General features: G+C 69.7%; 24 protein-coding genes. 16 read left to right on the top strand and 8 right to left on the bottom strand.

Annotated features, from left to right (window positions below; all coding sequences use genetic code 11):
* Positions 1-133: 133 nt before the first annotated feature.
* From hpf to hprK, 3 genes are all read left to right on the top strand, one after another.
* Positions 134-475 (top strand): ribosome hibernation-promoting factor, HPF/YfiA family, encoded by a 342-nt coding sequence (gene hpf / locus AC1Q7O_RS09400; protein WP_056200061.1) that lies wholly within the window; start codon positions 134-136, stop codon positions 473-475.
* A gap of 253 nt (positions 476-728) precedes the next feature.
* The gene (gene ptsN, locus AC1Q7O_RS09395) at positions 729-1199 is read left to right on the top strand and encodes a PTS IIA-like nitrogen regulatory protein PtsN (protein ID WP_394509298.1); all 471 of its coding nucleotides are present in this window, start codon (positions 729-731) and stop codon (positions 1197-1199) included.
* Positions 1200-1247: 48 nt separating this feature from the next.
* The gene (gene hprK, locus AC1Q7O_RS09390) at positions 1248-2204 is read left to right on the top strand and encodes an HPr(Ser) kinase/phosphatase (RefSeq protein WP_492659006.1); all 957 of its coding nucleotides are present in this window, start codon (positions 1248-1250) and stop codon (positions 2202-2204) included.
* Positions 2205-2310: 106 nt separating this feature from the next.
* Here the strand turns inward: hprK and fur are convergent, their stop codons facing one another.
* Entirely contained in the window at positions 2311-2751 is a 441-nt protein-coding gene (fur, locus tag AC1Q7O_RS09385) for a ferric iron uptake transcriptional regulator (RefSeq protein WP_492659007.1), read from the bottom strand.
* A 112-nt stretch (positions 2752-2863) separates the two neighbouring features.
* Between fur and AC1Q7O_RS09380 the strand changes: the two genes are divergently transcribed.
* Genes AC1Q7O_RS09380 through AC1Q7O_RS09340 form a run of 9 tightly spaced genes read left to right on the top strand, consistent with a single transcriptional unit; the run spans position 2864 to position 12483 of the window.
* A complete protein-coding gene (locus AC1Q7O_RS09380) occupies positions 2864-3433 on the top strand; it encodes an outer membrane protein assembly factor BamE (RefSeq protein ID WP_492659008.1) in 570 nt (189 codons plus the stop codon).
* Positions 3430-4170 (top strand): 4-hydroxy-tetrahydrodipicolinate reductase, encoded by a 741-nt coding sequence (gene dapB / locus AC1Q7O_RS09375; RefSeq protein ID WP_492659009.1) that lies wholly within the window; start codon positions 3430-3432, stop codon positions 4168-4170. The genes AC1Q7O_RS09380 and dapB overlap by 4 nt, the downstream gene beginning before the upstream one ends.
* 1 nt (position 4171) lies before the next feature.
* Entirely contained in the window at positions 4172-4813 is a 642-nt protein-coding gene (locus AC1Q7O_RS09370) for a MotA/TolQ/ExbB proton channel family protein (protein ID WP_492659010.1), read from the top strand.
* A 2-nt stretch (positions 4814-4815) separates the two neighbouring features.
* Positions 4816-5241 carry an ExbD/TolR family protein gene (locus AC1Q7O_RS09365; protein WP_394509305.1) on the top strand — a complete coding sequence of 142 codons (426 nt, stop codon included), beginning with the start codon at positions 4816-4818 and terminating at the stop codon, positions 5239-5241.
* Positions 5242-5281: 40 nt separating this feature from the next.
* Positions 5282-7912, top strand: a complete 2631-nt coding sequence (gene leuS / locus AC1Q7O_RS09360) for a leucine--tRNA ligase (RefSeq protein ID WP_492659011.1) — start codon at positions 5282-5284, stop codon at positions 7910-7912.
* Positions 7912-8397, top strand: coding sequence for an LPS-assembly lipoprotein LptE (locus AC1Q7O_RS09355; protein ID WP_492659012.1), 486 nt, complete (start codon positions 7912-7914; stop codon positions 8395-8397). The genes leuS and AC1Q7O_RS09355 overlap by 1 nt, the downstream gene beginning before the upstream one ends.
* Entirely contained in the window at positions 8397-9467 is a 1071-nt protein-coding gene (gene holA, locus AC1Q7O_RS09350; RefSeq protein ID WP_492659013.1) for a DNA polymerase III subunit delta, read from the top strand. Before AC1Q7O_RS09355 ends, holA begins: the two co-directional genes overlap by 1 nt.
* Before the next feature lie 38 nt (positions 9468-9505).
* Positions 9506-10093 carry a methylamine utilization protein gene (locus AC1Q7O_RS09345; protein ID WP_492659014.1) on the top strand — a complete coding sequence of 196 codons (588 nt, stop codon included), beginning with the start codon at positions 9506-9508 and terminating at the stop codon, positions 10091-10093.
* A gap of 2 nt (positions 10094-10095) precedes the next feature.
* Positions 10096-12483, top strand: coding sequence for a putative bifunctional diguanylate cyclase/phosphodiesterase (locus AC1Q7O_RS09340; protein WP_492659015.1), 2388 nt, complete (start codon positions 10096-10098; stop codon positions 12481-12483).
* Positions 12484-12489: 6 nt separating this feature from the next.
* Here the strand turns inward: AC1Q7O_RS09340 and AC1Q7O_RS09335 are convergent, their stop codons facing one another.
* From AC1Q7O_RS09335 to thiL, 3 genes are read right to left on the bottom strand one after another with little or no spacing between them, the layout of a single operon-like run.
* Entirely contained in the window at positions 12490-12987 is a 498-nt protein-coding gene (locus AC1Q7O_RS09335; RefSeq protein WP_492659016.1) for a CinA family protein, read from the bottom strand.
* 4 nt (positions 12988-12991) lie between these two features.
* Complete coding sequence (locus AC1Q7O_RS09330) at positions 12992-13519, bottom strand: phosphatidylglycerophosphatase A family protein (RefSeq protein ID WP_492659017.1); 528 nt, start codon at positions 13517-13519, stop codon at positions 12992-12994.
* Entirely contained in the window at positions 13516-14454 is a 939-nt protein-coding gene (gene thiL / locus AC1Q7O_RS09325) for a thiamine-phosphate kinase (RefSeq protein WP_492659018.1), read from the bottom strand. Before thiL ends, AC1Q7O_RS09330 begins: the two co-directional genes overlap by 4 nt.
* A gap of 101 nt (positions 14455-14555) precedes the next feature.
* Here thiL and AC1Q7O_RS09320 point away from each other — a divergent pair, with 101 nt between their 5' ends.
* From AC1Q7O_RS09320 to AC1Q7O_RS09310, 3 genes are all read left to right on the top strand, one after another.
* A complete protein-coding gene (locus tag AC1Q7O_RS09320) occupies positions 14556-16853 on the top strand; it encodes an NADP-dependent malic enzyme (protein ID WP_492659019.1) in 2298 nt (765 codons plus the stop codon).
* Between the two features lie 277 nt (positions 16854-17130).
* On the top strand, positions 17131-17511 hold the full coding sequence (locus AC1Q7O_RS09315; protein ID WP_492659020.1) for a guanyl-specific ribonuclease: 381 nt from the start codon (positions 17131-17133) through the stop codon (positions 17509-17511).
* A gap of 54 nt (positions 17512-17565) precedes the next feature.
* A complete protein-coding gene (locus AC1Q7O_RS09310) occupies positions 17566-17961 on the top strand; it encodes a barstar family protein (RefSeq protein WP_056268781.1) in 396 nt (131 codons plus the stop codon).
* A gap of 220 nt (positions 17962-18181) precedes the next feature.
* Here AC1Q7O_RS09310 and rsmA read toward each other — a convergent pair whose 3' ends face one another.
* From rsmA to AC1Q7O_RS09295, 3 genes are all read right to left on the bottom strand, one after another.
* Positions 18182-18946: a 16S rRNA (adenine(1518)-N(6)/adenine(1519)-N(6))-dimethyltransferase RsmA gene (gene rsmA, locus AC1Q7O_RS09305; protein WP_492659021.1), complete on the bottom strand. Its 765-nt coding sequence runs from the start codon at positions 18944-18946 to the stop codon at positions 18182-18184.
* Positions 18947-19036: 90 nt separating this feature from the next.
* A complete protein-coding gene (locus tag AC1Q7O_RS09300; RefSeq protein ID WP_492659022.1) occupies positions 19037-20350 on the bottom strand; it encodes a peptidylprolyl isomerase in 1314 nt (437 codons plus the stop codon).
* Positions 20347-22686: an LPS-assembly protein LptD gene (locus AC1Q7O_RS09295; protein ID WP_492659023.1), complete on the bottom strand. Its 2340-nt coding sequence runs from the start codon at positions 22684-22686 to the stop codon at positions 20347-20349. Before AC1Q7O_RS09295 ends, AC1Q7O_RS09300 begins: the two co-directional genes overlap by 4 nt.
* Positions 22687-22836: 150 nt before the next feature.
* Here AC1Q7O_RS09295 and AC1Q7O_RS09290 point away from each other — a divergent pair, with 150 nt between their 5' ends.
* Complete coding sequence (locus tag AC1Q7O_RS09290; RefSeq protein WP_492659024.1) at positions 22837-23355, top strand: hypothetical protein; 519 nt, start codon at positions 22837-22839, stop codon at positions 23353-23355.
* A gap of 48 nt (positions 23356-23403) precedes the next feature.
* On the opposite strand, the gene AC1Q7O_RS09285 is transcribed toward AC1Q7O_RS09290, so the two are convergent.
* Positions 23404-24351: a LysR family transcriptional regulator gene (locus tag AC1Q7O_RS09285; RefSeq protein ID WP_492659025.1), complete on the bottom strand. Its 948-nt coding sequence runs from the start codon at positions 24349-24351 to the stop codon at positions 23404-23406.
* Positions 24352-24356 lie beyond the last annotated feature (5 nt).

Here is a 24356-nt window from a genome sequence, read left to right as displayed (position 1 = left end):
TTGCGCGCAGACTGGGCTTGTCGATTCCCCCACTCCCACCCACCTCCGCTACCCGAAAGACCCTCCTCCTCCCTCCCCCTTCCCCTGTTTTCTGGTTCCGTTTTTCCGACCCATTCCTCTGAAAGGAGGCTTTATGAATCTGACGATCAGTGGCCATCACCTCGAAGTCACCCCGGCGCTGCGCGAATACGTGCTCACCAAGCTGGACCGTGTGACTCGCCACTTCGACCAGGTTGTTGATATCAACGTCCTGCTGACCGTAGAGAAGCAAAAGGAGAAGGAACGCCGCCAGCGCGCTGAAGTCACGCTGCACGTGAAGGGCCGCGACATCTTTGTCGAGCAGTCCCACGAAGACCTGTACGCCGCCATCGACCAGTTGATGGACAAGCTGGACCGCCAGGTCTGCCGGCACAAGGACAAGGTGCAAGACCACCACCACGCCTCGGCCAAGCGCCTTGAGGTGCCCGCCCGCTGAACGCCGGGCGATCCGTCCTCAAGCGGCCTGCGGGCCGCTTTTGTTTTGCGCGATGCGCAATCGGCGGCAAACGGTTGTTGCTGCAGTGCCGCAAAAACCCGCATTCGGGGGTCGCGAAGGGCCTTTTCCACGCCCGCGGGATCGACCTCCCTCCCCAAAACGGCGCGCAGTTCCATAATCTGCGACTCTGATTGACCCACCCGCCCGGCTCCGGCCGCGCCCACCAGGCGCCCCCGACGCTCGGCCCCAGCCCATGAACCGTCTCGCCGCCATCCTGCCCGCCGACAACGTGTTGGTGAACGTGGATGCGTCCAGCAAGAAACGCGCCTTTGAACATGCAGGTCTGCTGTTCGAGAACCACCACCAGATGGCCCGGGCGCTGGTCACCGACAACCTCTTCGCGCGCGAGCGCCTGGGCTCCACCGGCCTGGGTCATGGCGTGGCCATCCCGCATGGCCGCGTCAAGGGGCTGAAGAACCCGCTGGCCGCGGTGCTGCGCCTGCAGCAGCCCATCGCGTTCGACGCGCCGGACGACGAGCCTGTCGGCCTGCTGATCTTCCTGCTGGTACCCGAGGCGGCCACGCAGCGGCACCTGGAGATCCTGTCCGAGATCGCCGAGATGCTGTCTGACCGCGAACTGCGCGAGCAGCTCAAGACCGAGGCCGAGGCCGCCACGCTGCACAAGCTCATCGCGGCCTGGGAGCCGCTGAAGTCCGTCGCCTGAGCCGCCAATCGGCGCTTCGCGTAAACCCTTAGTGCTTCACCGTCCGACTTGAAACCCACCTCGATCAGCGCCGAGCGGCTTTTCGAAGAGCACCGTGAGGCCCTCCTCTGGGAGTGGATTGCCGGCCACGGCCATCCTGAGCGCCGCTTCGACGAGGCCGCCGTGCGCGACGCGCAGAGCGCGGCCGACCTGGTGGGCTACCTGAACTACATCCACCCGTATCGGGTGCAGATCGTCGGCAGGCGCGAGGTGGCCTACCTGAGCCAGGAAACGCCCGAGGTCCAGGACCGCCGCATCTCGCGCATCGTCACGCTGGAGCCGCCGGTCATCATCATTGCCGACGACTCCGTGCCGCCGCCGCGCCTGGTGGCCATGTGCGACCGCGCCGAGATCCCGCTGTTCCGCACCACGGAATCCGCCGGCCACGTCATCGACCTGGTGCGCGGCTACCTGTCGCAGCTGTTTGCCAACCGCACGACGCGCCACGGCGTGTTCATGGACATCCTGGGCCTGGGCGTGCTGCTGACCGGCGAATCGGGCCTGGGCAAGAGCGAGCTGGGGCTGGAACTGATCTCGCGCGGCCACGGCCTGGTGGCCGACGACGCGGTCGATTTCTTCCGCATCGCCCAGACCGCCATCGAGGGCCGCTGCCCCGAGCTGCTGCTGAACCTGCTGGAGGTGCGCGGCATCGGCCTGCTGGACATCAAGGCCATCTTTGGCGAGACGGCCGTGCGCCGCAAGATGCGCCTCAAGCTCATCGTCCACCTGGTGCGCAAGGAGACGATGGAGCGCGACTTCGAGCGTCTGCCCTACGAGCCACTGCACGAGGACGTGCTGGGCATGCCGGTGCGCAAGGTCGTCATCGCGGTGGACGCCGGCCGCAACCTGGCCGTGCTCGTGGAGGCCGCCGTGCGCAACACCATCCTGCAACTGCGCGGCATCGACACCTACAAGGAATTCGTCGAGCGCCACCAGCGCGCCATCGACAGCGGTTCGCTGGATTGACAGCCCCTCGCCCGAGGGGACGGCGATGCTCGCGGCATCAAGCCGCTCGCACATCGCCAGCGCGTGCCGGCTTGGGGCGGCCCGGCGCTTGGCCCGCCGGAGGCGCTCAGTCCTTGTTCGGGCAGTCGACCTTGGTGCAGGTCGCGTACAACGCCAGCGAATGCTCCTGCAGCTGGAAGCCCCGCTCGCTGGCGATGGCGTGCTGGCGGGACTCGATGCCGGCGTCGTAGAACTCCTCGACCTTGCCGCAGTTCAGGCACACCAGGTGGTCGTGGTGATGGCCTTCGTTCAGCTCGTAGACGGCCTTGCCGGTCTCGAAATGGTTGCGGCTCAGCAGGCCCGCCTGCTCGAACTGCTGCAGCACGCGGTAGACGGTCGCCAGGCCGATGTCGGCCCCTTCGCCAAGCAAAGCCTTGTAAACATCTTCGGCGGTCATGTGTCGCTGCGCCGAGCGCTGGAAGATCTCGAGGATCTTGATGCGCGGCAGCGTCGCCTTGAGGCCGCTGTTCTTGATGTCGCTGGTCTGGGTCTTGGGGGAAGAGGGCATGGCGCGGGGGGCCGGGGCGCTGAAGTGGCCCCGCTAGAATCCGCGCGATCATAGCCAGCCGAGCTTTCGGCGGGCACTTCCGTCCCCTTGCCGCCCTCCAGCCAGCCGCCTCATGCGTCCCCTGCTTGCCTCTCTCCCGCTGCTTGCGCTGCTTGGCGGCTGCTCCAACCTGCCCTCGTGGGCCACGCTGCCCTCCGTCACCGGCGAGAAGGTGCTGGGCTTCGTGACGCCCTACCGCGTCGAGGTGGTGCAGGGCAATGTGCTGACCAAGGAGATGGTCGCGCGCGTCAAGCCCGGCATGCCCAAGGCCCAGGTGCGTGACCTGCTGGGCTCGCCGCTGCTGGCCGACGTCTTCCACGAGTCGCGCTGGGACTACCCGTTCACGATCCGCCGCCAGGGCGCGCCGGAGCAGCAGCGCCTGGTCATTGCCGAGTTCGACGGTGACAAGCTCAAGACGCTGACGGTGCCCGACGACCTGCCGACCGAGAACGAATTCGTCACGGCCATCAACACCTTCAAGCCCAGCGGCAAGCAGCCCAAGCTGGAGCTGAGCGAGGCCGAGCGCGCCGCGTTGCCGCCGCCCAAGAAGAGCGCAGAAGCCGCGCCCACGGCCGCCGCCGAAGGCCCCGCACCGGGCCGCGTGTACCCGCCGCTGGACGCCAAGACGGGGTCGGGCTCGTGATCAAGGTCGCGGTGATGGGCGCCTCCGGGCGCATGGGCAAGATGCTGATCGAGGCCGTGCAGGCCGCCGACGACTGCACGCTGCATGTCGCGCTGGACAAGGGCGACGACGTGCGCACCGGTCTGGCCGGCGCCGACGTGATGATCGACTTCACCCGCCCCGAGGCGACGCTGGCCCACCTGGCCGCCTGCGCCGACCTGGGCGTGAAGGCGGTCGTCGGCACCACCGGCTTCGACGAGGCGCAGAAGGCCGAGCTCGCGAAGTTCGCCGAGCGCACCGCCGTCGTCTTCGCGCCCAACATGAGCGTGGGCGTCAACGTGGTGCTCAAGCTGCTGGACATGGCCGCCCGCGCGCTGGCCGAGGGCTACGACATCGAGATCGTCGAGGCCCACCACCGCATGAAGGTGGACGCGCCCAGCGGCACCGCGCTGCAGATGGGCCAGGTCGTCGCGGATGCGGTCGGCCGTGACCTGAAGGAATGCGCCGTGTACGGCCGCGAAGGCGTCACCGGCGCGCGCGACCCGTCGACCATCGGCTTCGCCACCGTGCGCGGCGGCGACATCATCGGCGACCACACCGTGCTGTTCGCCGGCATCGGCGAGCGCATCGAGGTCAGCCACAAAGCCACCAACCGCAGCATCTACGCGCAGGGCAGCCTGCGCTGCGCGCGCTTCCTGGCCGGCGGCAAGACGACCGGTCTGTTCGGCATGAACGACGTGCTGGGCTTCACCCGCTGACATGTTCACCACCTTCTGGGCCCAGAGCGATCTCGTCGGCCGCGGCGTCGCGCTGCTGCTGCTGCTGATGTCGGTCAGCGCCTGGGCGCTGATCCTGTGGAAGACCTGGCTGCTGCGCCGCGCCCGCAAGGGCCTGGTGCGCGCCGTGCCGGCGTTCTGGTCGGCGGCCGGCGTGACCGAAGGCCGCAGCGCGCTGCAGAGCTTCGACACCGAACAGCTGCTGCTGCCGCTGCTGGACGCCGCCACGGCTGAAACGCGGGCGGCCACGCTGGACGCCTCGGCCAAGCGCGAGTCCCGCCTGACCCGCCGCCTGCGCGACGCGCTGCACGGCGTGCTGGCCAAGCTGCAGTTCGGCCAGGTGCTGCTGGCCTCCGTGGGCGCCACGGCGCCGTTCGTGGGCCTGTTCGGCACCGTCTGGGGCATCTACCACGCGCTGGTCAGCATCTCGGCCAGCGGCAACATCACCATCGAGAAGATCTCGGGCCCGGTCGGCGAGGCGCTGATCATGACGGCCGCGGGCCTCGCGGTCGCGATTCCCGCCGTGCTGGCCTACAACGTCTTCGGCAAGATGGTGGCGGCCTGCGAGGCCGACCTCGAAGGCTTTGCGCACGACCTGCGCGAGCTCCTCGACCACGACGCCTGATCATGGCTTTCGGCCGGCTCGAACGCCCCGACACCGCTCGCCCCATGAGCGACATCAACATGACGCCGCTCATCGACGTCATGCTGGTGCTGCTGGTCATCTTCATGATCACCGCGCCGCTGATGACGGCGTCCCTGCGGCTGGACCTGCCCAAGAGCGAGGCGGCGACGCCCAGCGACGCGCCCAGTTTCATCGCCGTGGCGATCACCCCCGACGGCAAGCTGCACCTGGGCGATGACGAACTCGACGCCAAGGCCTTCCAGCAGCGCATCTCGGAACTGGGCCGTGCCAATGCGCAGATGGAAGTGCAGCTGCGCGCCGACCAAGCCGTGCCCTATGGCCGCGTGGCCGAGCTGATCGGCTGGGTGCAGGCCGCGGGGCTGAACCGCATCGCCTTCGTCGCGCAAGCCGCCGCGTCGGCACCCTGAGCGAAGGGTTGAGCGGAAGGCGCCACCTACAATTTGGCGCATGAACGCCAAGACCGAAGCGCCCAGCTACAACCCGAACGAGATCGAAGCCGCCGCCCGTGCCTACTGGACGGAGCGCGACGCCTACCGCGTCACCGAGGACGCCAGCAAGCCGCACTTCTACGCCTGCTCCATGCTGCCCTACCCCTCGGGCAAGCTGCACATGGGCCATGTGCGCAACTACACGATCAACGACATGCTGGCCCGCCAACTGCGCATGAAGGGCTACAACGTCCTCATGCCGATGGGCTGGGACGCCTTCGGCCTGCCGGCCGAGAACGCCGCGATGAAGGGCAAGGTGCCGCCCGCGCAGTGGACCTACTCGAACATCGCCCACATGAAGGGCCAGATGCGGGCCATGGGCCTGGCCATCGACTGGAGCCGCGAGGTCGCGACCTGCCAGCCCAGCTACTACAAGTGGAACCAGTGGCTGTTCCTGAAGATGCTGGAGGCCGGCATCGCCGAGCGCCGCACGCAGGTCGTCAACTGGGACCCGGTGGACCAGACCGTGCTGGCCAACGAGCAGGTCATCGACGGCCGCGGCTGGCGCTCGGGCGCGCTGGTGGAGAAGCGCGAGATCCCGGGCTACTACCTGAAGATCACGCAGTACGCCGAGGAGCTGCTGTCGGCGGTCGCCAACCCGGAAGACCCGAACTACCTGAGCGGCTGGCCCGAGCGCGTGCGGCTGATGCAGGAGAACTGGATCGGCAAGAGCCAGGGCGTGCGCTTCGCGTTCCCGCACAGCATCGAAGGCGGCGGTGGGCGGCTGTGGGTGTTCACGACCCGCGCCGACACCATCATGGGCGTGACCTTCTGCGCGGTAGCGCCGGAGCATCCGCTGGCCACCATCGCCGCGAAGACCAGGCCCGAAGTGGCGGCTTTCATCGAGGAATGCAAGGCCGGCGGCACCACCGAGGCCGAGCTGGCTACCCAGGACAAGAAGGGCGTGCCCACGGGCCTGTTCGTCACGCACCCGATCACGGGCGCGCAGGTCGAGGTCTGGGTCGGCAACTATGTGCTGATGAGCTACGGCGACGGCGCCGTGATGGGCGTGCCGGCGCACGACGAGCGCGACTTCGCGTTCGCGAACAAGTACGGCCTGCCCATCAAGCAGGTCATCGCCGTCGACGACGGGGCCTATGACGACAAGACCTGGCGCGAGTCCTACGGCGACAAGTCCAAGGCCCGCTGCATCAACTCCGGCGCGCTGGATGGCCTGTCGCACGTGGAAGCGGTCAACAAGGTCGCCGACCTGCTCGCCGCGCAAGGCCTGGGCGAGAAGAAGACCACCTGGCGCCTGCGCGACTGGGGCGTCAGCCGCCAGCGCTACTGGGGCACGCCCATCCCCATCATCCACTGCGATGACTGCGGCGTCGTGCCGGTGCCCGAGAAGGACCTGCCCGTCGTGCTGCCGGACGACCTCATCCCCGACGGCAGCGGCAACCCGCTGAACAAGCACGCGGCCTTCCTGAACGTCGGCTGCCCCAAGTGCGGCAAACCGGCGCGCCGCGAGACGGACACGATGGACACGTTCGTGGACTCGTCGTGGTACTTCATGCGCTACTGCGACCCGACCAACGACCAAGCGATGGTCGGCGCCGGCACGAAGTACTGGATGCCGATGAACCAGTACATCGGCGGCATCGAGCACGCCATCCTGCACCTGCTGTACGCGCGCTTCTGGACCAAGGTCATGCGCGACCTGAAGCTGGTGGACGTGTCCGAGCCGTTCGAGAAGCTGCTGACGCAGGGCATGGTCTTGAAGGGCGCGTTCTTCCACAAGCCCGAGGGCGGCGGCAAGGACTACTACTGGGACCACGAGATCGACGTCATCCATGACGACAAGGGCGGCATCGCCGGCGCCACGCTGAAGAAGGACGGCACGCGTCTCGAGTACGAGATGACGACCATGTCCAAGTCCAAGAACAACGGCGTGGACCCGCAGGCGCTGATCGACCAGTACGGCGCCGACACGGCCCGCCTGTTCGTCATGTTCGCCAGCCCCCCGGAGCAGACGCTGGAGTGGAACGACGCGGCCGTGGAAGGCGCGCACCGCTTCCTGAAGCGCGTGTGGAACTTCGGCGTGCGCAATGCCGACGCCATCAAGACCGGTGGCACCGACTACGCCGCGCTGAACGGCGACGGCAAGGCGCTGCGCCGCGAGGTGCACAACGTGCTGAAGCAGGTCAGCTACGACTACGAGCGCATGCAGTACAACACCGTCGTCTCCGGCGCGATGAAGCTGCTGAATGCGCTGGAAGGCTTCAAGGCGGAAGGCCAGGCGGCCGCCGTGCGCGACGGCTTCTCGGTGCTGCTGCGCGTGCTCTACCCCGCCACGCCGCACATCAGCCACACGCTGTGGCAAGACCTGGGCTTTGCGGCCGAACTCGGCGACCTGCTCGACGCGCCCTGGCCCACGGTCGACGAGGCCGCGCTGGTGCAGGACGAGATCGAGCTGATGCTGCAGGTCAACGGCAAACTGCGCGGGTCCGTCAAGGTGCCGGCCGGCGCCGACAAGGCCGCCATCGAGGCGGCTGCGCTGGCCAACCCCGAGTTCGCCAAGTTCAGCGAAGGCAAGGCGCCGAAGAAGGTCGTCATCGTGCCGGGCCGTCTCGTCAACATCGTCGTGTGATGAACAGGCGCTTCCTGCTCCTCGGCCTGACGGCCCTCGCCGGCTGCGGCTTCGAGCTGCGCCGTGAGCCCGAGCTGCCGTTCAAGACGCTGGCGCTGATCGGCTTCCAGCCCGACTCGCCGCTGGCGGCCGGGCTGCGGCGCCAGGTCAAGCGCACGCCGGTGCAGCTGCTGGAAGACCCGGCGCGCGCGCAGGTCGTGCTGGAGGTCCTGCACGAGCACCGCGACCGCACCGTCGTCGCCTCCACCAGCGTGGGCCAGGTGCGCGAATGGCAGCTGCGGCTGAACTTCGACTACCTGATCCGCACCGCCGACGGCGAACTGCTGGTGCCCAAGGTGGAGCTGCGCCTGGCGCGCGACATGAATTACACCGAGACCACGGCGCTGGCCAAGGAGCAGGAAGCCGCCAACCTGTACGGCGCGATGCATTCCGACGCGATCGCGCAGGTCATGCGCCGCCTGGCCGCCGTCAAAGTGCAGAGCTGATGCAGCTGCGTGCCGAGGCCCTGGGGCCCCATCTGAGCAAGGGCCTGGCCCGCATCTACACCGTGCACGGCGACGAGCCGCTGCTGGCGCAGGAGGCGGGCGACCAGATCCGCGCCGCCGCCCGCGCGCAGGGCTTCGGCGAGCGGCAGATCTTCATCGTCTCCGGCGCCTACTTCGACTGGGCGCCCGTGCTGGCCGCCGCGCAGGCGATGAGCCTGTTCGCCGACCGCCAGTTCATCGAGATCCGCATCCCGGGCGGCAAGCCCGGCAAGGACGGCTCCGAGGCGCTGCAGCGCTACGCCGAGGCCGCGCCCGACGACGTGCTGACGCTGGTGACGCTGCCACGGCTGGACAAGACCCAGCTGAGCAGCGCCTGGTTCACGGCGCTGGACGGCCACGGCGTGTCCATCCGCGTCGAGCCCGTCGAGCGCCGCCTGCTGCCGGCCTGGCTGGCGCAGCGGCTGAAGGCGCAGGGCCAGTCGGTGCCCGAGGGCGAGGACGGCCAGCGCGCGCTGTCGTTCTTCGCCGACCGCGTGGAGGGCAACCTGCTGGCCGCCCACCAGGAGCTGCAGAAGCTGGCGCTGCTGCACCCGAAAGGCGAGCTGACTCTTGGCCACATCGAGGCCGCCGTGCTGGACGTGGCGCGCTTCGACGTCTTCAAGCTCAGCGAGGCCGTGCTGTCCGGCAACGTGCCGCGGCTGCTGCGCATGCTGGACGGCCTGGAGGCCGAGGGCGAGGCCGCCGTGCTGGTGCACTGGAACCTGGCCGAGGACGCCCGCGCGCTGGCCCGCGTGCGCGCCGCGCTGGACGCCGGCCGGCCGCTGCCCATGGCCATGCGCGAGGCGCGCGTGTGGGGCGCCAAGGAGCGCCTCATCGAGCGCATCGCGCCGCGGCTGGAGAGCGCCCAGGCCGGCGCGCTGGTGCAGGCCGCGCAGGTGTGCGATGGCCTCGTCAAGGGCCTGCGCCACCCCGACTGGCCCGGCGACCCCTGGGCCGCGCTGCGCCGGCTGGCGCTGATGCTGGCCGAAACCGCGACCGGCAAATCCGGGGCAGTTCTCACGGTCCGCTGAGCGCGATTGGGCTATCGTCGAGGGCGGAGCCTGCCCCCATGACGACTCTTCGCCGCCTCGCCGTCCTGTCCCTCGTGCTGAGCCCGCTCGCGGCGCTGGCCGTGCCCGTCACCGTGCAGCTGCGCGGCCCGGCGGGCCAGCCGCTGGCCGGCGCGGCCGTCGCCGTCGAGGTGAAGGGCCGCCCGCCCAAGACAACCGCCGCCAAGGCCGAGATGGGCCAGCGTGACCGCCAGTTCACGCCGCAGCTGCTCATCGTGCAGACCGGCACGGCCGTCAGCTTCCCGAACTTCGACACCGTGCGGCATCACGTCTACTCGATCTCGCCGATCAAGGTGATGGACATCAAGCTCTACTCGGGCACGCCGGCCGAGCCCGTCGTGTTCGACAAGCCCGGCGTCGCCGCCCTGGGCTGCAACATCCACGACCGCATGAGCGCCCACATCGTCGTCGTCGACACCGCCACCTTCGCCCGTACCGACGACAAGGGCCAGGCCCAGTTCGACCTGCCGCCCGGCGAGCATGCCGTGAAGGCCTGGCATGCGGACCAGAAGTCGCCCACGCTGCAAAGCCTGCGGCTGACCGTGGCGCCGGCCGGCGGCGCCAGCACGCTGACGCTGGCCGAGTAGCGATGCCGGCCTGGCTGAACCCGCGACGCCTGGAGGGCCGCATCGCCGGCCTGTTCCTGGCGCTGCTGCTGGTGGTGCAGCTGGTGAGCTTCGGCGCGCTGCACGCCGGCATCACGCACAACGCCGAGGACTCGCTGGCCGCCGAGCTGCAGACCGGCGAGCGCGTGCTGCGCCGGCTGCTGGAGCAGCGCGCCGGCAAGCTGCACGACGCGGCCGAGCTGCTGGCCAAGGACTACGGCTTTCGCACCACCATCGGTCTGTCGCTGGCCGAGGCCGGCACGGTCGAGACCATCCGGGACGCGCTGTCCAACCAGGGCGAACGCGTCGGCGCATCGGTCGTCGCGTACTTCGACGTGCAGCTGCAGCTGGTGGCCGCCACGCGCGACGGCGCGGCGTCCTTCGGCGCGGCGCTGCAGCAGATCGTCAACAGCAAGGACGGCACCGCGCTGGCGGTGCAGGGCAGCCACGTCTACCAGGTCGTCGCCGTGCAGGTGCGCACACCGGCGCCGGTGGGCTGGGTGCTGATGGGCTTCGAGCTGGACCGCGAGGTGCTGGACGACCTGAAGGCGCTGTCGGAGCTGGACAGCGCCGTGCTGCTGCAGCCGGCCGGCGGGCATTGGCAGGGCATCGTCGACAACCTGCCGCCCGAGCCCGCCGCCGCGCTGCGGCAGGCGCTGGGCAGCGCGGCGCCGGCCGGTGGCGTCATGGAGCTGTCCGGCGAGCGGCTGCGCGCGCGCTTCGTGCCGCTGCTGGCCGGCGAGCCGCGCCTGGGCGTGCTGCTGCTGCGCTCGCTGGACGCCGCGCTGGCGCCCTACCGGCAGCTGCAGCTCATCCTGCTGGGCATCACGCTGCTGGGCGTGGCGGTGTTCGCGCTGGTCAGCGTGGTGCTGGCACGCGGCATCAGCAACCCCATCACGGCGCTGTCGACGTCCGCGCGGCGGCTGGAGGAAGGCGACTACGACACGCCGGTGCCGGCCGCCTCGCAGCTGGACGAGGTGCGCAAGCTGGCGCTGGCGCTGGAGAGCATGCGCGAGGGCATCCGCCGCCGCGACGCGCTCGTCAACAACCTCGCCTACGTGGACCCGCTGACGCTGCTGCCCAACCGCGCGCGCTTCGCCGAGTTCCTGCAGCACCACCTGCTGCACAGCGACACGCCCGGCGCGGTGCTGATGCTGGACCTGGACCGCTTCAAGCACGTCAACGACGTGCTGGGCCACGACGTCGGCGACCGCCTGCTGCAGAGCGTGGCCGAGCGGCTGCAGGCGCTGTGCGCGCCGGCGCATTCGGTGCTGGCGCGGCTGTCGGGCGACGAGTTCGTCATCCTGCTGGCCCACACCGACGCGCGCATGGCCAGCGAGGCGGCGCTGGCCATCCTGAAGGACTTCGAGCGCCCGCTGCACATCGACAACGAGACCATCGACCTGGGCGCCGGCATCGGCATCGCGCTGTTCCCGGAGCACGGCGTCGACGTCAACCTGCTGCTGGGCCGTGCCGAGCTGGCCATGTACGCCGCCAAGACGCGCCAGTGCGGCAGCCTGATCTACCACGCACAGCTGGACATCGGCAGCCAGGAGTCGCTGTCGCTGCTGTCGGAGATGCGCCGCGCCGTCGAGAACGAGGAGCTGCGACTGTTCCTGCAGCCCAAGATCGACCTGCAGACCGGGCGCGTCATCGGCGCCGAGGCGCTGGTGCGCTGGCAGCACCCCACGCGCGGCCTGGTGCCGCCGATGCAGTTCATCCCATTCGCCGAGCAGACCGGCTTCATCCGCATGCTCAGCGCCTGGGTGCTGAGCGGCGCGGCCAAGTTCGCACGCGAGGCGCAGGACGCGGGGCTGGCGCTGCGGCTGTCGGTCAACCTGTCCACCCGCGACCTGATGGATCAGGAGCTGCCGGCCAAGATCGAGGCGCTCATCACGCCGCGCCAGGTGCCGGCGTCGGCCATCTGCCTGGAGATCACCGAGAGCGCCATCATGGACGACCCCGAGCGGGCGCTGTCCACGCTGGAGCACCTGCACGCGATGGGCTTCAAGCTGTCCATCGACGACTTCGGCACCGGCTACTCGTCGCTGGCCTACCTGAAGCGGCTGCCGGTGGACGAGCTGAAGATCGACAAGAGCTTCGTCATGGCCATGGAGCGCGACCTGGACGACGCGCGCATCGTGCGCTCCACCATCGAGCTGGCGCACAACCTGGGCCTGACCGTCGTGGCCGAGGGCCTGGAGACGGCCAAGGCCTGGGGCATGCTGAGCCGGCTGGGCTGCGACGAGGGCCAGGGCTACTTCATCAGCAAGCCCATGCCGCAGGAGCAGTTCATCGCGTGGGCGCAGGACTGGCAGCCGCCCGAAGGCGTGACGCTCACCGCGGAAAGCGTGATGGCCAAACTCGGCTGATCGCCGTCAGTTGTCGCCATCCTCCAGCGCCTCGCACAGCGCCGTCAGGCCCGCCACCACCGTCTGCGCGCGCACCGCACGGCGGTCGCCGCTGAAGTGCTCGCGCCAGACCCGTGCCGGCCGGCCGGCGTGCACCAGCGCCAGCCACACGGTGCCCACCGGCTTGGCCTCGCTGCCGCCCGTGGGGCCGGCGATGCCGGTGACCGACAGCGCCCAGTCGATGGGCGCATGCGCCAGCAGCCCGCGCGCCATGTGCTCGGCCACCTCGGCGCTGACGGCGCCGTGCAGCGCGATCAGGCCCTTGGGCACGCCCAGCAGCTCGGCCTTGGCCTCGTTGCTGTAGCTGACGACGCCGCGCTCGAACCACTGGCTGGAGCCGGCGATGTCCGTGCAGGCCGCCGCGATGAGGCCGCCGGTGCAGCTCTCGGCCGTGCCGATGCGCTCGCGGCGCCGGATCAGCGCCACGGCGATGCGGTCGATCAGCTCGGCGTTGTCGTGAAACATGGCATCACCCCATGAAGTAGCGGCCCAGCGCGATGACGACGAGCGTACAGCCGGCGGCGACAAAGTCGTCCACCAGGATGCCCAGCCCCTGCGCCCAGCCGATGGGCGCGCCGCGCTCGGTCTTGAACAGCCGGTCCGCCCAGCCCACCGGGCCGGGCTTGGCGGCATCGAAGAAGCGGAACAGCCCGAACGCGACGGCCTGGCCGATGAAGCTGCTGGGCGCGATCAGCCACAGCACCAGCCAGAAGGCCAGCACCTCGTCCCAGACGATGCTGCCCGGGTCGGGCGTGTTCAGGTGCTGCGCGCAGCGCGTGCAGGCCCACCAGCCGACGGCGGTGCCGACGCCGATGACCAGCGCCCAGCCGACGTCGCTCAGCCACGGCGCCATCGCCCAGAAGGCGATCCAGGCCCACAGCGTGCCGACGGTGCCGGGTGCCTTCGGGCTCAGGCCGCTGCCGAAGCCCAGCGCGATCCAGCGCGCCGGGTGGCGCAGCATGAAGGCCCCGGTGGGGCGGATGGGGGCGCCGGTCATGCCGCGAAGTGGTCGAACGACCGCAGACCATGCTCGACGGCATCGCCCCGGCCATCGACGACGCGCAGCCCCGGCTCGGCCTCGATGACGCCGACGCGCGTCAGCGGCACGCCCACGTCGGGCAGGCGGGCGCCCGGCGGCGCGGTGAACACCAGCTCGTAGTCGTCGCCGCCCGCCAGCACGCAAGTGCGCTGCAGCGCGGCTGGCTGCGCGGCCAGCACGGCGCTGCGCGGCAGCGCGTCGACGTCGATGCAGGCGCCGACGCCCGACGCGGCCAGGATGTGGCCCAGGTCGCCCAGCAGGCCGTCGGAGAGGTCCAGCGCCGCCGTCGCGACACCGCGCAGCGCCTGGCCCAGCGCGACGCGCGGCGCTGGGCATTCCATCGCCGCGCGCACGGCCTCGAAGCCGTCTCCCGGCAGCACCACCGTGCCGCGGAACACCTCCAGCGCCAGCCGCGCGTCGCCCAGCGCGCCCGACACCCAGATCTCGTCACCCACCCGCGCACCGCTGCGCAGCAGCGCCTGGCCGGCCGGCGCCTCGCCGAACACGGTGATGCACAGGTTCAGCGGGCCCTGCGTCGTGTCGCCGCCCACCAGCGGGCAGCCGTGCGCATCGGCCAGCGCGAGCAGCCCGCGCGAGAAGCCGGCCAGCCAGGCTTCGTCAACGCGCGGCAGCGCCAGCGCCAACGTGAAGCCTCGCGGCGCGGCGCCGCAGGCCGCCAGGTCGCTGAGGTTGACGGCCAGCGCCTTGTGGCCCAGGCGCGCCGGGTCCACCGTGGACAGAAAGTGCCGGCCCTCCACCAGCATGTCGCTGGACACCAGCCAGCGCGCGCCCGGCGTCGGCACCAGCACCGCACAGTCGTCGCCGACGCCGACGTCGACGCCCGCCGTGGCGGGGCGCTGGAAGTAGCGCCGGATCAGATCGAATTCACCCATGGCCGCGATTGTCTCCATGTGGACATCCGCAGCGGCCATGCCCGGGCTGCGGTGGCATGATTCCCACCCCGCCGGCCGGCGCCTTTGCTTGTTCCACGTCCATGAAGAACCCCGAAGAAAAACGCGCCCAACTCCGCCAGGCCGCCCTCGAATATCACGAGTTCCCGACGCCGGGCAAGATCGCCATCGCGGCCACCAAGTCGCTGGTGAACCAGCGCGACCTGGCGCTGGCCTACTCGCCCGGCGTGGCCGCAGCCTGCGAGGAAATCGTCGCCGACCCGGCCAACGCGTTCCGCTACACGTCGCGCGGCAATCTCGTCGCCGTCATCTCCAACGGCACGGCCGTGCTGGGCCTGGGCAACATCGGCCCGCTGGCATCCAAGCCCGTCATGGAGGGCAAGGGCGTCCTGTTCAAGAAGTTCGCCGGCATCGACGTCTTCGACCTCGAAGTGGCCGAGAACGACCTCGACAAGCTCGTCGACTGCATCGCCGCGCTGGAGCCGACGTTCGGCGGCATCAACCTGGAAGACATCAAGGCGCCGGACTGCTTCTACGTCGAGCGCGAGCTGCGCAAGCGCATGAAGATCCCCGTCTTCCACGACGACCAGCACGGCACCGCCATCGTCGTCGGCGCGGCCTTCCTGAACGGCCTGAAGGTCGTCGGCAAGGACATCAAGCAGGTCAAGCTGGTCACGTCGGGCGCCGGCGCGGCCGCGCTCGCCTGCATCTCGCTGCTCGTCAAGCTGGGCCTGCCCAAGGAAAACATCTGGGTGACGGACCTGGCCGGCGTCGTCTACGAGGGCCGCACCGAGCTGATGGACCCGGACAAGGCCGAGTACGCGCAGAAGACCGACCTGCGCTCGCTGCGTGATGTCATCCAGGGCGCCGACGTGTTCCTGGGCCTGTCCGCCGGCGGCGTGCTGAAGGCCGACATGGTGGCCACGATGGCCGCCCAGCCGCTGATCTTCGCGCTGGCCAACCCGACGCCCGAGATCCTGCCGGAGGAGGTCAAGGTGGTGCGCGACGACGCCATCATGGCCACCGGCCGCACGGACTACCCGAACCAGGTCAACAACGTCCTGTGCTTCCCGTACATCTTCCGCGGCGCGCTGGACTCGGGCGCGACGACGATCAACGTCGAGATGGAAATCGCCGCCGTGCAGGCCATCGCCGAGCTGGCCCAGGCCGAGCAGAGCGAAGTCGTCGCCGCGGCCTACGTCGGCGCGACGCTCTCCTTCGGCCCCGAGTACCTGATCCCCAAGCCGTTCGACCCGCGGCTGATGATGCGCATCGCGCCGGCCGTGGCCAAGGCGGCCGAGGACTCCGGCGTTGCCGCCCGTCCCATCAAGGACTGGGACGCCTACCGCGAGAAGCTGCAGAGCTTCGTCTACGCGTCGGGCAACACGATGAAGCCCATCTTCACCGCCGCCAAGCGCGCGCCCAACAAGCGCGTGGCCTACGCCGAGGGTGAGGAAGAGCGCGTGCTGCGCGCCGCGCAGGTCGTCGTCGACGAAGGCCTGGCGCGCCCGACGCTGGTGGGCCGGCCCGGCGTCATCGCCGAACGCGCCGAGCGCTTCGGCCTGCGCCTGCAGCAGGGCCGCGACTACGACGTCGTCAACGTCGAGCACGACGACCGCTACCGCGACTACTGGCAGACCTATCTGCGCATGACCGAGCGCAAGGGCGTCACGCAGCAGCTCGCCAAGATCGAGATGCGTCGCCGCCTGACGCTGATCAGCGCGATGCTGCTGCACAAGGGCGAGGTCGACGGCATGCTGTGCGGCACCTGGGGCACCACCGCCACCCACCTGGCCTACATCGACCAGGTCATCGGCCGGCGCGCGGGCGTCAAGACCTACGCCTGCATGAACGGGCTGATCCTGCCGGGCCGCCAGGTCATGCTGGTCGACACCCACGTCAACTACGACCCGACCGCCGAGCAGCTGGCCGAGATCACCATCATGGCCGCGCAGGAGATGTGCCGCTTCGGCCTGACGCCGAAGGCCGCGCTGCTGTCGCACAGCAACTTCGGCACCAGCGACAAGCCCTCGGCCATCAAGATGCGCGACACGCTGGCGCTGATCCAGCAGCTGGCGCCCTGGCTGGAGGTCGACGGCGAGATGCACGGCGACACCGCGCTGGATGCGAGCTACCGCAAGCAGTTGATGCCGCACAGCCCGCTGACCGGCGAAGCCAACCTGCTGGTGCTGCCCAACATCGACGCTGCCAACATCTCCTACAACCTGCTGAAGACGGCCGCCGGCGGCGGCATCGCCATCGGCCCGGTGCTGCTGGGCGCGGCCAAGCCGGTGCACATCCTGACGCCGTCGGCCACCGTGCGGCGCATCGTCAACATGACGGCGCTGACCGTCGCCGACGCCAACGCCGCACGCACCTGAGCGGCGTCGCCACGGCCGGGAGCCCCGGGCAAACGCGCCCGGACTCCCCCAATTGACAGAAGTTTTCGTTCGAGAAAACCTGTCACGATGCCGTCACGACATCAGCAAAATCAACGACTTGCACGCATGTGAGCACAGGCTTACATGACCCTTGACCGGACTCCGGTGCCTGGGTCCGGCTTGAGCTTTTGGGGTCGCTTCGGTACCATATCGGTTTCGAATCAAGGGTAAACCCGTGTCTTTGCTCTCGTGGCTGGCGCGCTCTGGCGCCTCGGCGGTGACCACCGCCCTGCTGCTTTCCGGCCTGGCCGGCAGCGCGCAAGCCAAGGAAGCAGCACCCACCACCGCGCCCGCTCTGGCTGAAATTTCGCTGAGCGAGCTGCCCGCCCAGGCACAGGAAACCCATCGGCTCGTCTTGGCCGGCGGTCCATTTCCCTACAGCAAGGACGGCGTGGTGTTCGGCAATCGCGAACGGCTGCTGCCTCCCAAGGCACGCGGCTTCTATCGCGAATACACGGTCAAGACCCCTGGCGCACGTAACCGAGGCGCTCGTCGCCTTGTTTGTGGCGGCAAGCCCCCCACGTCGCCCGAGGTCTGTTACTACACCGGCGATCACTATGCCAGCTTCCAGCGCATCCGCGCCGGCGCGGCGCGGTGAGGCCGGTTGAGACGAGTTTTGGCAGTTTTGTGACTTGAAAGGAGGAACGCGACCATGCTTTTGCAGACCGTCCGTCCCAATATCGTGCAGGCCATACGGGCCTACCGGGTCGAGGACTTGATGCAGGCCGCTCAAGAGGCAGGCCAGCATTTCCTGTATGCCAATCTGTCGGAGGCGCAGTCCAAGCAGGACGTGCTGGACGGCATCGCGCAGGCCTTCCTCTTCCCTGCTCACTTCGGCAAGAACCTGGACGCCCTGCATGACTGCATGACCGACCTCGTCCACAAGGCCGGCAGCCAGCCGGGCTTCGTCGTGGTGCTGGAGCAGTTGCCCGACAACGTGCGCTTCGACCGCGAGGCCCGCGAGCAGTTGCTCGACGTCTTCCGCGACACGGCCGACTACTGGGCCGACAGGAAGATCGCCTTCCGGTGTTTCTATTCTTTTCAGTAGCCCGCTCCCAAGAAAACGGGTCATGGGAGCGGGCTGCTGAGGTGGCCCCGGTTATTGAGAAGCCTGCGCCGAAAAGCGCCAAGGCGACGATAGGCAACCCCAACTTCGGCGTGAACATGCCGATGATGTGCAGTGCCTTCGACACCTCGATGTGGCTCAGCGCGGCTTGACGCACTGATACCTCGATGAAAAACGGGACCCGCGGGTCCCGTTTTCTGTTTCAGGCCTTCACTTCGAGGGCCAGCGCGACGAACTCGTCGACCGGCACTTCCTCGGCCCGGCGCTGCAGGTCGAAGTGGCCCGCGTAGCCGCGTTCGGTCAGCCACTTGCCCAGGCTGTGACGCAGCAGCTTGCGGCGCTGCGAGAACGCGCTGGCGACCAACTCGCCCAGCAGCTTCGGGTCCAGCGCCGGCGGCGCCTTGAGCGGCAGCATGCGCACGATGGCCGAGTCCACGCGCGGCGGCGGGTCGAACGCCTCGGGCGGCACGTCCAGCACCGACTCGATGTCGTAGCGCCACTGCAGCATCACCGAGAGCCGCCCGTAGTCCTTGTTGCCGGGGGCCGCGGCCATGCGGTCGACAACTTCCTTCTGCAGCATGAAATGCTGGTCGACGACGTCGTCCACCGCGTCCAGCAGGTGGAACAGGATGGGCGTGGAGATGTTGTAGGGCAGGTTACCGACGACGCGCAGCTTCGCGCCCTTCGTGGCCGCCAGTGCCTTGAAGTCGACCTTGAGCACGTCGCTCTCGATGACCTCGACGTCGTCGCGCTTGCGCAGCCGTGCGGCGAGGTCGCGGTCCAGCTCGATGACGGTCAGCGGCTTGTATCGCTCCAGGATCGGCAGCGTCATGGCCCCCAGGCCTGGGCCGATCTCGACGAGCGTCTCACCGGCCTGCGGGTCAATGAGGTCGACGATGGCCTCGATCAGCGCCTTGTCGGTCAGGAAGTGCTGCCCGAAACGCTTCCTTGGAATGTGCGATTTCATGAATTCACCCAGTGACCGCCGCGGAACCGGCTTTGCCGAACCGCCGGCAGCGCCCCCTTGAGGGGGCCGGCGAAGCCGGTAGGGGGTGGGTCAGTCCAGCCACTCGCGCACTTCAACAAAGGCCTTGGCCCGCAGTTCCTTGACCCAGTCCTGGTAGACCTCGTCGTACTTCTGTTCGCGCAGCGCGCCGCGGGCCTGGTCGCGCAGCACCTTGGGGTCCACCTCCACGGTGCGGCGTTCCAGCACCTGGATCAGGTGTACGCCGAAGCGCGACATGACGGGGCCGGAGATGCCGTTCAGCGGCAGCGCGTTCATGGCTTCCTCGAACTCGGGCACGAAGCCCCCGGCGCCCATCCAGCCCAGGTCACCGCCGCCTTCGGCACTGCCGTCCTCGGAGTTGGCCTTGGCCAGCGACTCGAACTGCGCCTGGCCGGCCTCGATCTGGCGCTTCATCTCGGCCAGGCGCCGCGCGGCAACCTCGGCGGTCAGCTGGGCCGACGGGCGCAGCAGGATGTGGCGGGCATGCGTCTGCAGGCTCTGCGTCATGGACGCACCGCCCTGACGCTCGACAACCTTCAGCACGTGGAAGCCCGCGCCGCTGCGCAGCAGCTCGGGCGCGACCTGGCCGCTCTTCAGGGCCTTCACGGCGTTCACGAAGATGTCGGGCAGGCGGTCGGCCGGGCGCATGCCAATCTCGCCGCCGCGGGCCTTGTTGCTGTCCTCGGAGACCTCACGGGCGACCTTGGCGAAGTCCTCGCCGCCCTGGATGCGGGCCAGCGCCGCCTGGGCCACGGCGCGCTTCTCGGCGACCACCGCCTCGGGCGCGCCTTCGGGCACCGGCACCAGCACCTGGGCCAGGTTGATCTGGCCGCCCTGCTCTAGCGCCTGGCGCTTCTTCTCGAGGTAGGCGTCGATCTCGGCGTCGCTGACCTTGATGCGGCCCTGCACTTCGCGCTCGCGCACGCGCTCGGTCATCATCTGGTCGCGCAGGTTCTCGCGGAAGCTCTTGTAGTCGGTGCCGTCGGCCTTCAGCCGCTCGCGCAGCTGGGCCATGGTCAGCTTGTTCTGTGCGGCGACGTTGGCGACGACGCGGTCCAGCTCGGCCTCGTCGACCTTGTTGCCGTTCTCGCGGGCGTAGGTGACGAGCACGCGGTCCTCGATCAGCGCGTCCAGCGCCTGCTTGCGCAGGCCGGCCGTCTCGGGCATGACCTCGCCCTTCTGGCGCGCCTCCTGGCGCAGCCGCTCGGTGCGCGCCACGACCTCGCTGGCGGCGACGACGTCCTGGTTGACGACGGCGGCGATGTAGTCCCCCGGCTGCAGCGCAGGCGCGGTCTGGGCCGAGGCGCTGAAAGCGGCCAGGGCCAGCGTCACTGCGAGGAAAGTGGGAGCGAGGCGATGGATCATGGGAGGAAGTCTGAACTCGGCGAACGGTCGGAACTCAGCCGGCGGTAACCGGGCACATTGTCCTTCAAGACCTTCAGGGCATTGGACCCCAGCTGGCTGAGGCCCACGAGCTCCAGCTGCAGCATCATGCGCGTGTTGGTCTCGGCGCGGCCGGTGGACAGCCGCTCGACGCCGAAGCGCAGCACCCAGCAGCCGGCGTCGTACTCAAAGCCCATGACCGAATCGGTCAGGCGCTTGTCGCGCAGCGAGTACTGCACGCGGCCGGCGCCGTACCAGGCGCCGCCGCAGCTCTGGCTGTTGGCGCCGCGCTGCGTGACGGGCTGGCCGTACAGCGGCCACTGCCACGCGAACTCGACCTGCTCGCTCTGCGCCCGCGCCAGCCGGTAGGCGACGCTGACGGTCTTGAACGGCCCGGGGGAGTAGCGCGCGCGCACGACGGAGCGCACCGAGCGGTTGGTCTCGGGGTTGAACTCCAGCGTGCTCTCGACCCACCAGCGCTCGTCCAGGTGGGCGGCGGCGGCCAGCAGCATGTCGGAGAAGCGCTGCGTGACGGGCTGGCCGTCCGGGTCGGTCGTGATGCGCTGGTCGCGGAACAGCACGCGCTGCACGGCGCCCACGCGCAGGATCTCCTCACCCTGCGACGCGCTGACCCAGCGGCTGGTCGCCCCGAAGCTCAGCGAATGCAGGTCCGACACCCGGTCCACGCCCGAGAACGGGTTGTCGGTGTAGATGGAGTCGAAGTTGAAGTCCTTGGGCGCCGAGTCGAAGTTGGGCAGGCTGGCCTGCTCGCGGAACGGCGTGTTCACGTACAGCAGGCGCGGCTCCAGGCTCTGGCGCATCGCGCGGCCGAACAGCTTGGTGTCGCGCTCGAACACCCAGCCGTGGTCGATGCTCAGCGTCGGGATGACGCGGCTCATGCGGCGGCGGCCGTCGGCGAGCGGGCGGTCCAGGTCGTAGGCCGCGGCATTGAACGACAGACGCGGGATGAACCACCAGGCCTCGCCACCCAGCGGTGCGGCCACGTGGCCCAGCGCATGCACGCGCTGGCCGCCGGGCAGCTGGCTGAGCTGCGCCGCCAGCGCCGAGCCGGGCAGGTCGAAGCGGTTGTACTCCAGCTCCAGCCCGCCCTCCAGCCGCGCCTTGCGGCCCCAGGGGCGGAAGCTGTCGAGCACGGCCTCGTCGGCCGCCGTCGTCACGCGCACGCCCAGCTGCGGGCTGCGCTGGTAGGGCGAGTCGAAGCGGGCCTGCTCGTCCAGGCCCTGCAGCGTCTGCCAGCGCTGCACGCGGGCGTAGGTGTCGATGGCGCCCCAGGACAGCTCGCGGTGGCGGCCCAGCGACAGGTCGCTGGCCAGCAGCCGCGGCGTCTGGCTCTCGACGCGGCGGGACAGGTCCTTCCAGTAATCGTCGTCGGAGACGCGCTCGCTCTTGAGCTTGTAGCGCCAGTCGCCCAGCAGGCCGTCGCCGTTGAGCTTGAGGCTCCAGCGCGAGTGGCCAAACACGCGGTCGCTGGGCAGCAGGTCGACGTTGACGCGGCCAGCATGGCCCGGCTCCAGGTAGCGGAACTCGCCGTCCACGCCGGCGCCGCGCTTGGTCATGACGAACGGCGTCACCGTCACATCGCGCTGCGGCGCGATGTTCCAGTAGTAGGGCACGCCCAGTTCCAGGCCGGAGCGGTTGTCCAGGAAGATGTTGGGCGGCAGCCAGCCGGACTTGCGGGCCGAGCTCAGCGGGAAGCTCAGGCCCGGCGCGGCCAGGATGGGCACGCCCAGGAAGCGCAGCACGGCGCCGTCGGCCTGGCCCTCGTTGCCGGCCAGGTCCAGGCGCAGTTGCTTGGCGGTGATCTGCCAGGCCGGCTCCTGGTTGTCGACGACCGGGCAGCTGCTGTAGCTGCCCTGCGTGGCGCTGAGGTGGTCGCTGTCGATGAACTTGACCAGCTGCGCCTTGCCGGCGCCGCCGGTGGCCTTCAGGAAGAAGCTGGGCGTCAGGAACTCGCCTTCGAAGCGGCTGACGTACATCTGCAGCAACGGCCCGGTGAAGACGTTGCCGTTGTGGTTGATGCGGACGTTGCCCTCGGCGCGGGCGAAATCGTCGACGACGCGGTAGTTCAGCGTGTCGGCATTCAGCAGCAGCTCGCCGTAGCGCAGCTCGACGTCGCCCTCGGCCGACGCCTGCTGCTCGGCCTGAGCCGTGACCTTGGTGGCGCTGATGACCAGCGCCGGCTTGGCGCGCGACTTGGCTGGCGCCGTCAGCACGCGGCTGCCGCGCAGCGTGACGGCGTCGTCTTCAGCAGGCCGGGCGGACGCCTGCCCCCAGGCGCACAAGGCCAGGGCGATCAACGTGGGCAGCGGGGCGGGGTGGGGAGGTCGGGACGGGCGCGGCACGGGCGGCGAGGGGGCGCGAAGTCGAGGGGATTGCCGGGGCCGGCTTCTTAAAATCGATTATCCACGAGGGCCCCTCTCCCCTCCTCTCTCTTCTCCTTGCCTGCCATGACATCCCCGACCGACGACGCCGACCAGGCCATGCGCACCGCCTGCGCCGCACTGCGCGAGCAGCCGCCCGCCCTGCTGCCCCCCGACCCGGCCGCGCTGGCCGCGGGCCTGGCCCGCATCGCCGATACCGGGCTGGACGTGGTGCTGCAGCGCCTCGTGGCCGACGCGCCGCAGGGCAGCCCCACCGACGGCCTCGCCGCGCTGCTGCGCCCGCCCGGGCAGGCCTGGGACGAGGCGCAGGAGATCGACTGGGCGGTGCGCCACTGGCAGGCCTGCCGCGCCGCGGAGCAGCTGGACGAAGAGCTGGCCGCCGACTTCGGCGAGTACTGGCGGCGGCTGGAATGGAGCGCGCTGCGGCAGCACCTGGTGCTGCTGGGCCAGGGCCATGCGGAGGAGCGCCGGCTGCTGGCGCGCATCGCCAAGACGTCGGCGCGCTATGTCGCCCTCGGGTTCCTGAAGCGGGCGATGGAAGCGCGCTATCCGGAGTTCTTCGACCTGGGCTTCAGCTTGAGGTAGCACAGCGCGAGGCCCCACGGGCCAGCGCCAGGCTGGGCGAGGGGCTCATCAAGGACAGGTCGCACAGCCCGCAGCGACCAGCCACGGGTCCTTGTCCTCGCCGCCGAAGATCTCCAGCAGGAAGTCCAGGAACGCTCGCGTGCGCGCCGGCACGTATTTGCGCGTGGGCATGCCGGCCCACAGCGTGGTGCCGAACAGACGCCACTGCGGCATGACGCGCTCCAGCGCCTGCTCCAGCAGCGCGTCTTCCACCATGAAGCTGGGCAGGCCCGCGATGCCCAGGCCGTGCAGCGCGGCGGCGTAGTTGGTGTCCATGTGCGTCGTCGACAGCGTCGCGCGGCTGGGCGACATGGGCAGCGTGATCTCCTCCGTACCGTCCCCGCGCTGCAGCGTCAGGCCGCGCATCATCGTGGGCGTCGGCGGCACCAGCGCGTCGTGCTGCTTGAGCTCGTGCGGGTGCTGCGGCCGGCCGCGCTGGTCCAGGTAGTCCGGCGACGCGCACAGGATGAACTCGCTGCGCGCCAGGCGCCGGGCGATGAAGTCGCCGTCCAGCGTCTCGCGGGACAGGAAGATGGTCAGGTCGTAGCTGTCGTCCACCGTGTCCACCGGACCGGGCGACGTGATCTCCAGCGTCACGGCCGGGTAGTCACGGTGGAAGCGCGGCAGGTGCTTGGCGAGCTGGTGCACGGCGATGGCCGGCGGGCACAGCACGCGCAGCAGGCCGCGCACCTCCTGCGTGGCGGAGGCCGCCAGCGCCGCCGCCTCGTCCACGTCGGCCAGGATGCGGCGGGCGCGCTCCAGGTAGGCCTCGCCGATCTCGGTCAGCGCCAGCCGCCGCGTCGTGCGGTTCAGCAGCCGTGTGCCGAGGTGCTCCTCCAGCTCGGCCACCAGCCGGGTCACGACGGCGGGCGCCAGGTCCAGCGCCCGCGCCGCGGCGGCGAAGCTGCCCTCGTCGATGACGCGGACGAAGACCTTGATGGCGCGGAGCTGATCCATTCGTT

The organism is Roseateles sp. GW823-FHT07B05 (assembly GCF_058794515.1).
The sequence above is the reverse complement of the archived record's forward strand: the minus strand, read 5'-3'. Positions and strand labels throughout refer to the sequence as shown.

Excerpts from the sequence above, each read along its gene's own strand:
- holA (WP_492659013.1), top strand. The coding sequence starts at position 8,397 with ATGCAGCTGCGTGCCGAGGCCCTGGGGCCCCATCTGAGCAAGGGCCTG.
- AC1Q7O_RS09335 (WP_492659016.1), bottom strand. The coding sequence starts at position 12,987 with ATGTTTCACGACAACGCCGAGCTGATCGACCGCATCGCCGTGGCGCTG.
- leuS (WP_492659011.1), top strand. The coding sequence starts at position 5,282 with ATGAACGCCAAGACCGAAGCGCCCAGCTACAACCCGAACGAGATCGAA.
- ptsN (WP_394509298.1), top strand. The coding sequence starts at position 729 with ATGAACCGTCTCGCCGCCATCCTGCCCGCCGACAACGTGTTGGTGAAC.
- AC1Q7O_RS09290 (WP_492659024.1), top strand. The coding sequence starts at position 22,837 with ATGACATCCCCGACCGACGACGCCGACCAGGCCATGCGCACCGCCTGC.
- AC1Q7O_RS09320 (WP_492659019.1), top strand. The coding sequence starts at position 14,556 with ATGAAGAACCCCGAAGAAAAACGCGCCCAACTCCGCCAGGCCGCCCTC.
- AC1Q7O_RS09285 (WP_492659025.1), bottom strand. The coding sequence starts at position 24,351 with ATGGATCAGCTCCGCGCCATCAAGGTCTTCGTCCGCGTCATCGACGAG.
- AC1Q7O_RS09340 (WP_492659015.1), top strand. The coding sequence starts at position 10,096 with ATGCCGGCCTGGCTGAACCCGCGACGCCTGGAGGGCCGCATCGCCGGC.
- AC1Q7O_RS09310 (WP_056268781.1), top strand. The coding sequence starts at position 17,566 with ATGCTTTTGCAGACCGTCCGTCCCAATATCGTGCAGGCCATACGGGCC.
- AC1Q7O_RS09345 (WP_492659014.1), top strand. The coding sequence starts at position 9,506 with ATGACGACTCTTCGCCGCCTCGCCGTCCTGTCCCTCGTGCTGAGCCCG.
- AC1Q7O_RS09365 (WP_394509305.1), top strand. The coding sequence starts at position 4,816 with ATGGCTTTCGGCCGGCTCGAACGCCCCGACACCGCTCGCCCCATGAGC.
- AC1Q7O_RS09355 (WP_492659012.1), top strand. The coding sequence starts at position 7,912 with ATGAACAGGCGCTTCCTGCTCCTCGGCCTGACGGCCCTCGCCGGCTGC.
- rsmA (WP_492659021.1), bottom strand. The coding sequence starts at position 18,946 with ATGAAATCGCACATTCCAAGGAAGCGTTTCGGGCAGCACTTCCTGACC.
- AC1Q7O_RS09380 (WP_492659008.1), top strand. The coding sequence starts at position 2,864 with ATGCGTCCCCTGCTTGCCTCTCTCCCGCTGCTTGCGCTGCTTGGCGGC.
- hpf (WP_056200061.1), top strand. The coding sequence starts at position 134 with ATGAATCTGACGATCAGTGGCCATCACCTCGAAGTCACCCCGGCGCTG.
- thiL (WP_492659018.1), bottom strand. The coding sequence starts at position 14,454 with ATGGGTGAATTCGATCTGATCCGGCGCTACTTCCAGCGCCCCGCCACG.
- AC1Q7O_RS09370 (WP_492659010.1), top strand. The coding sequence starts at position 4,172 with ATGTTCACCACCTTCTGGGCCCAGAGCGATCTCGTCGGCCGCGGCGTC.
- fur (WP_492659007.1), bottom strand. The coding sequence starts at position 2,751 with ATGCCCTCTTCCCCCAAGACCCAGACCAGCGACATCAAGAACAGCGGC.
- AC1Q7O_RS09330 (WP_492659017.1), bottom strand. The coding sequence starts at position 13,519 with ATGACCGGCGCCCCCATCCGCCCCACCGGGGCCTTCATGCTGCGCCAC.
- AC1Q7O_RS09300 (WP_492659022.1), bottom strand. The coding sequence starts at position 20,350 with ATGATCCATCGCCTCGCTCCCACTTTCCTCGCAGTGACGCTGGCCCTG.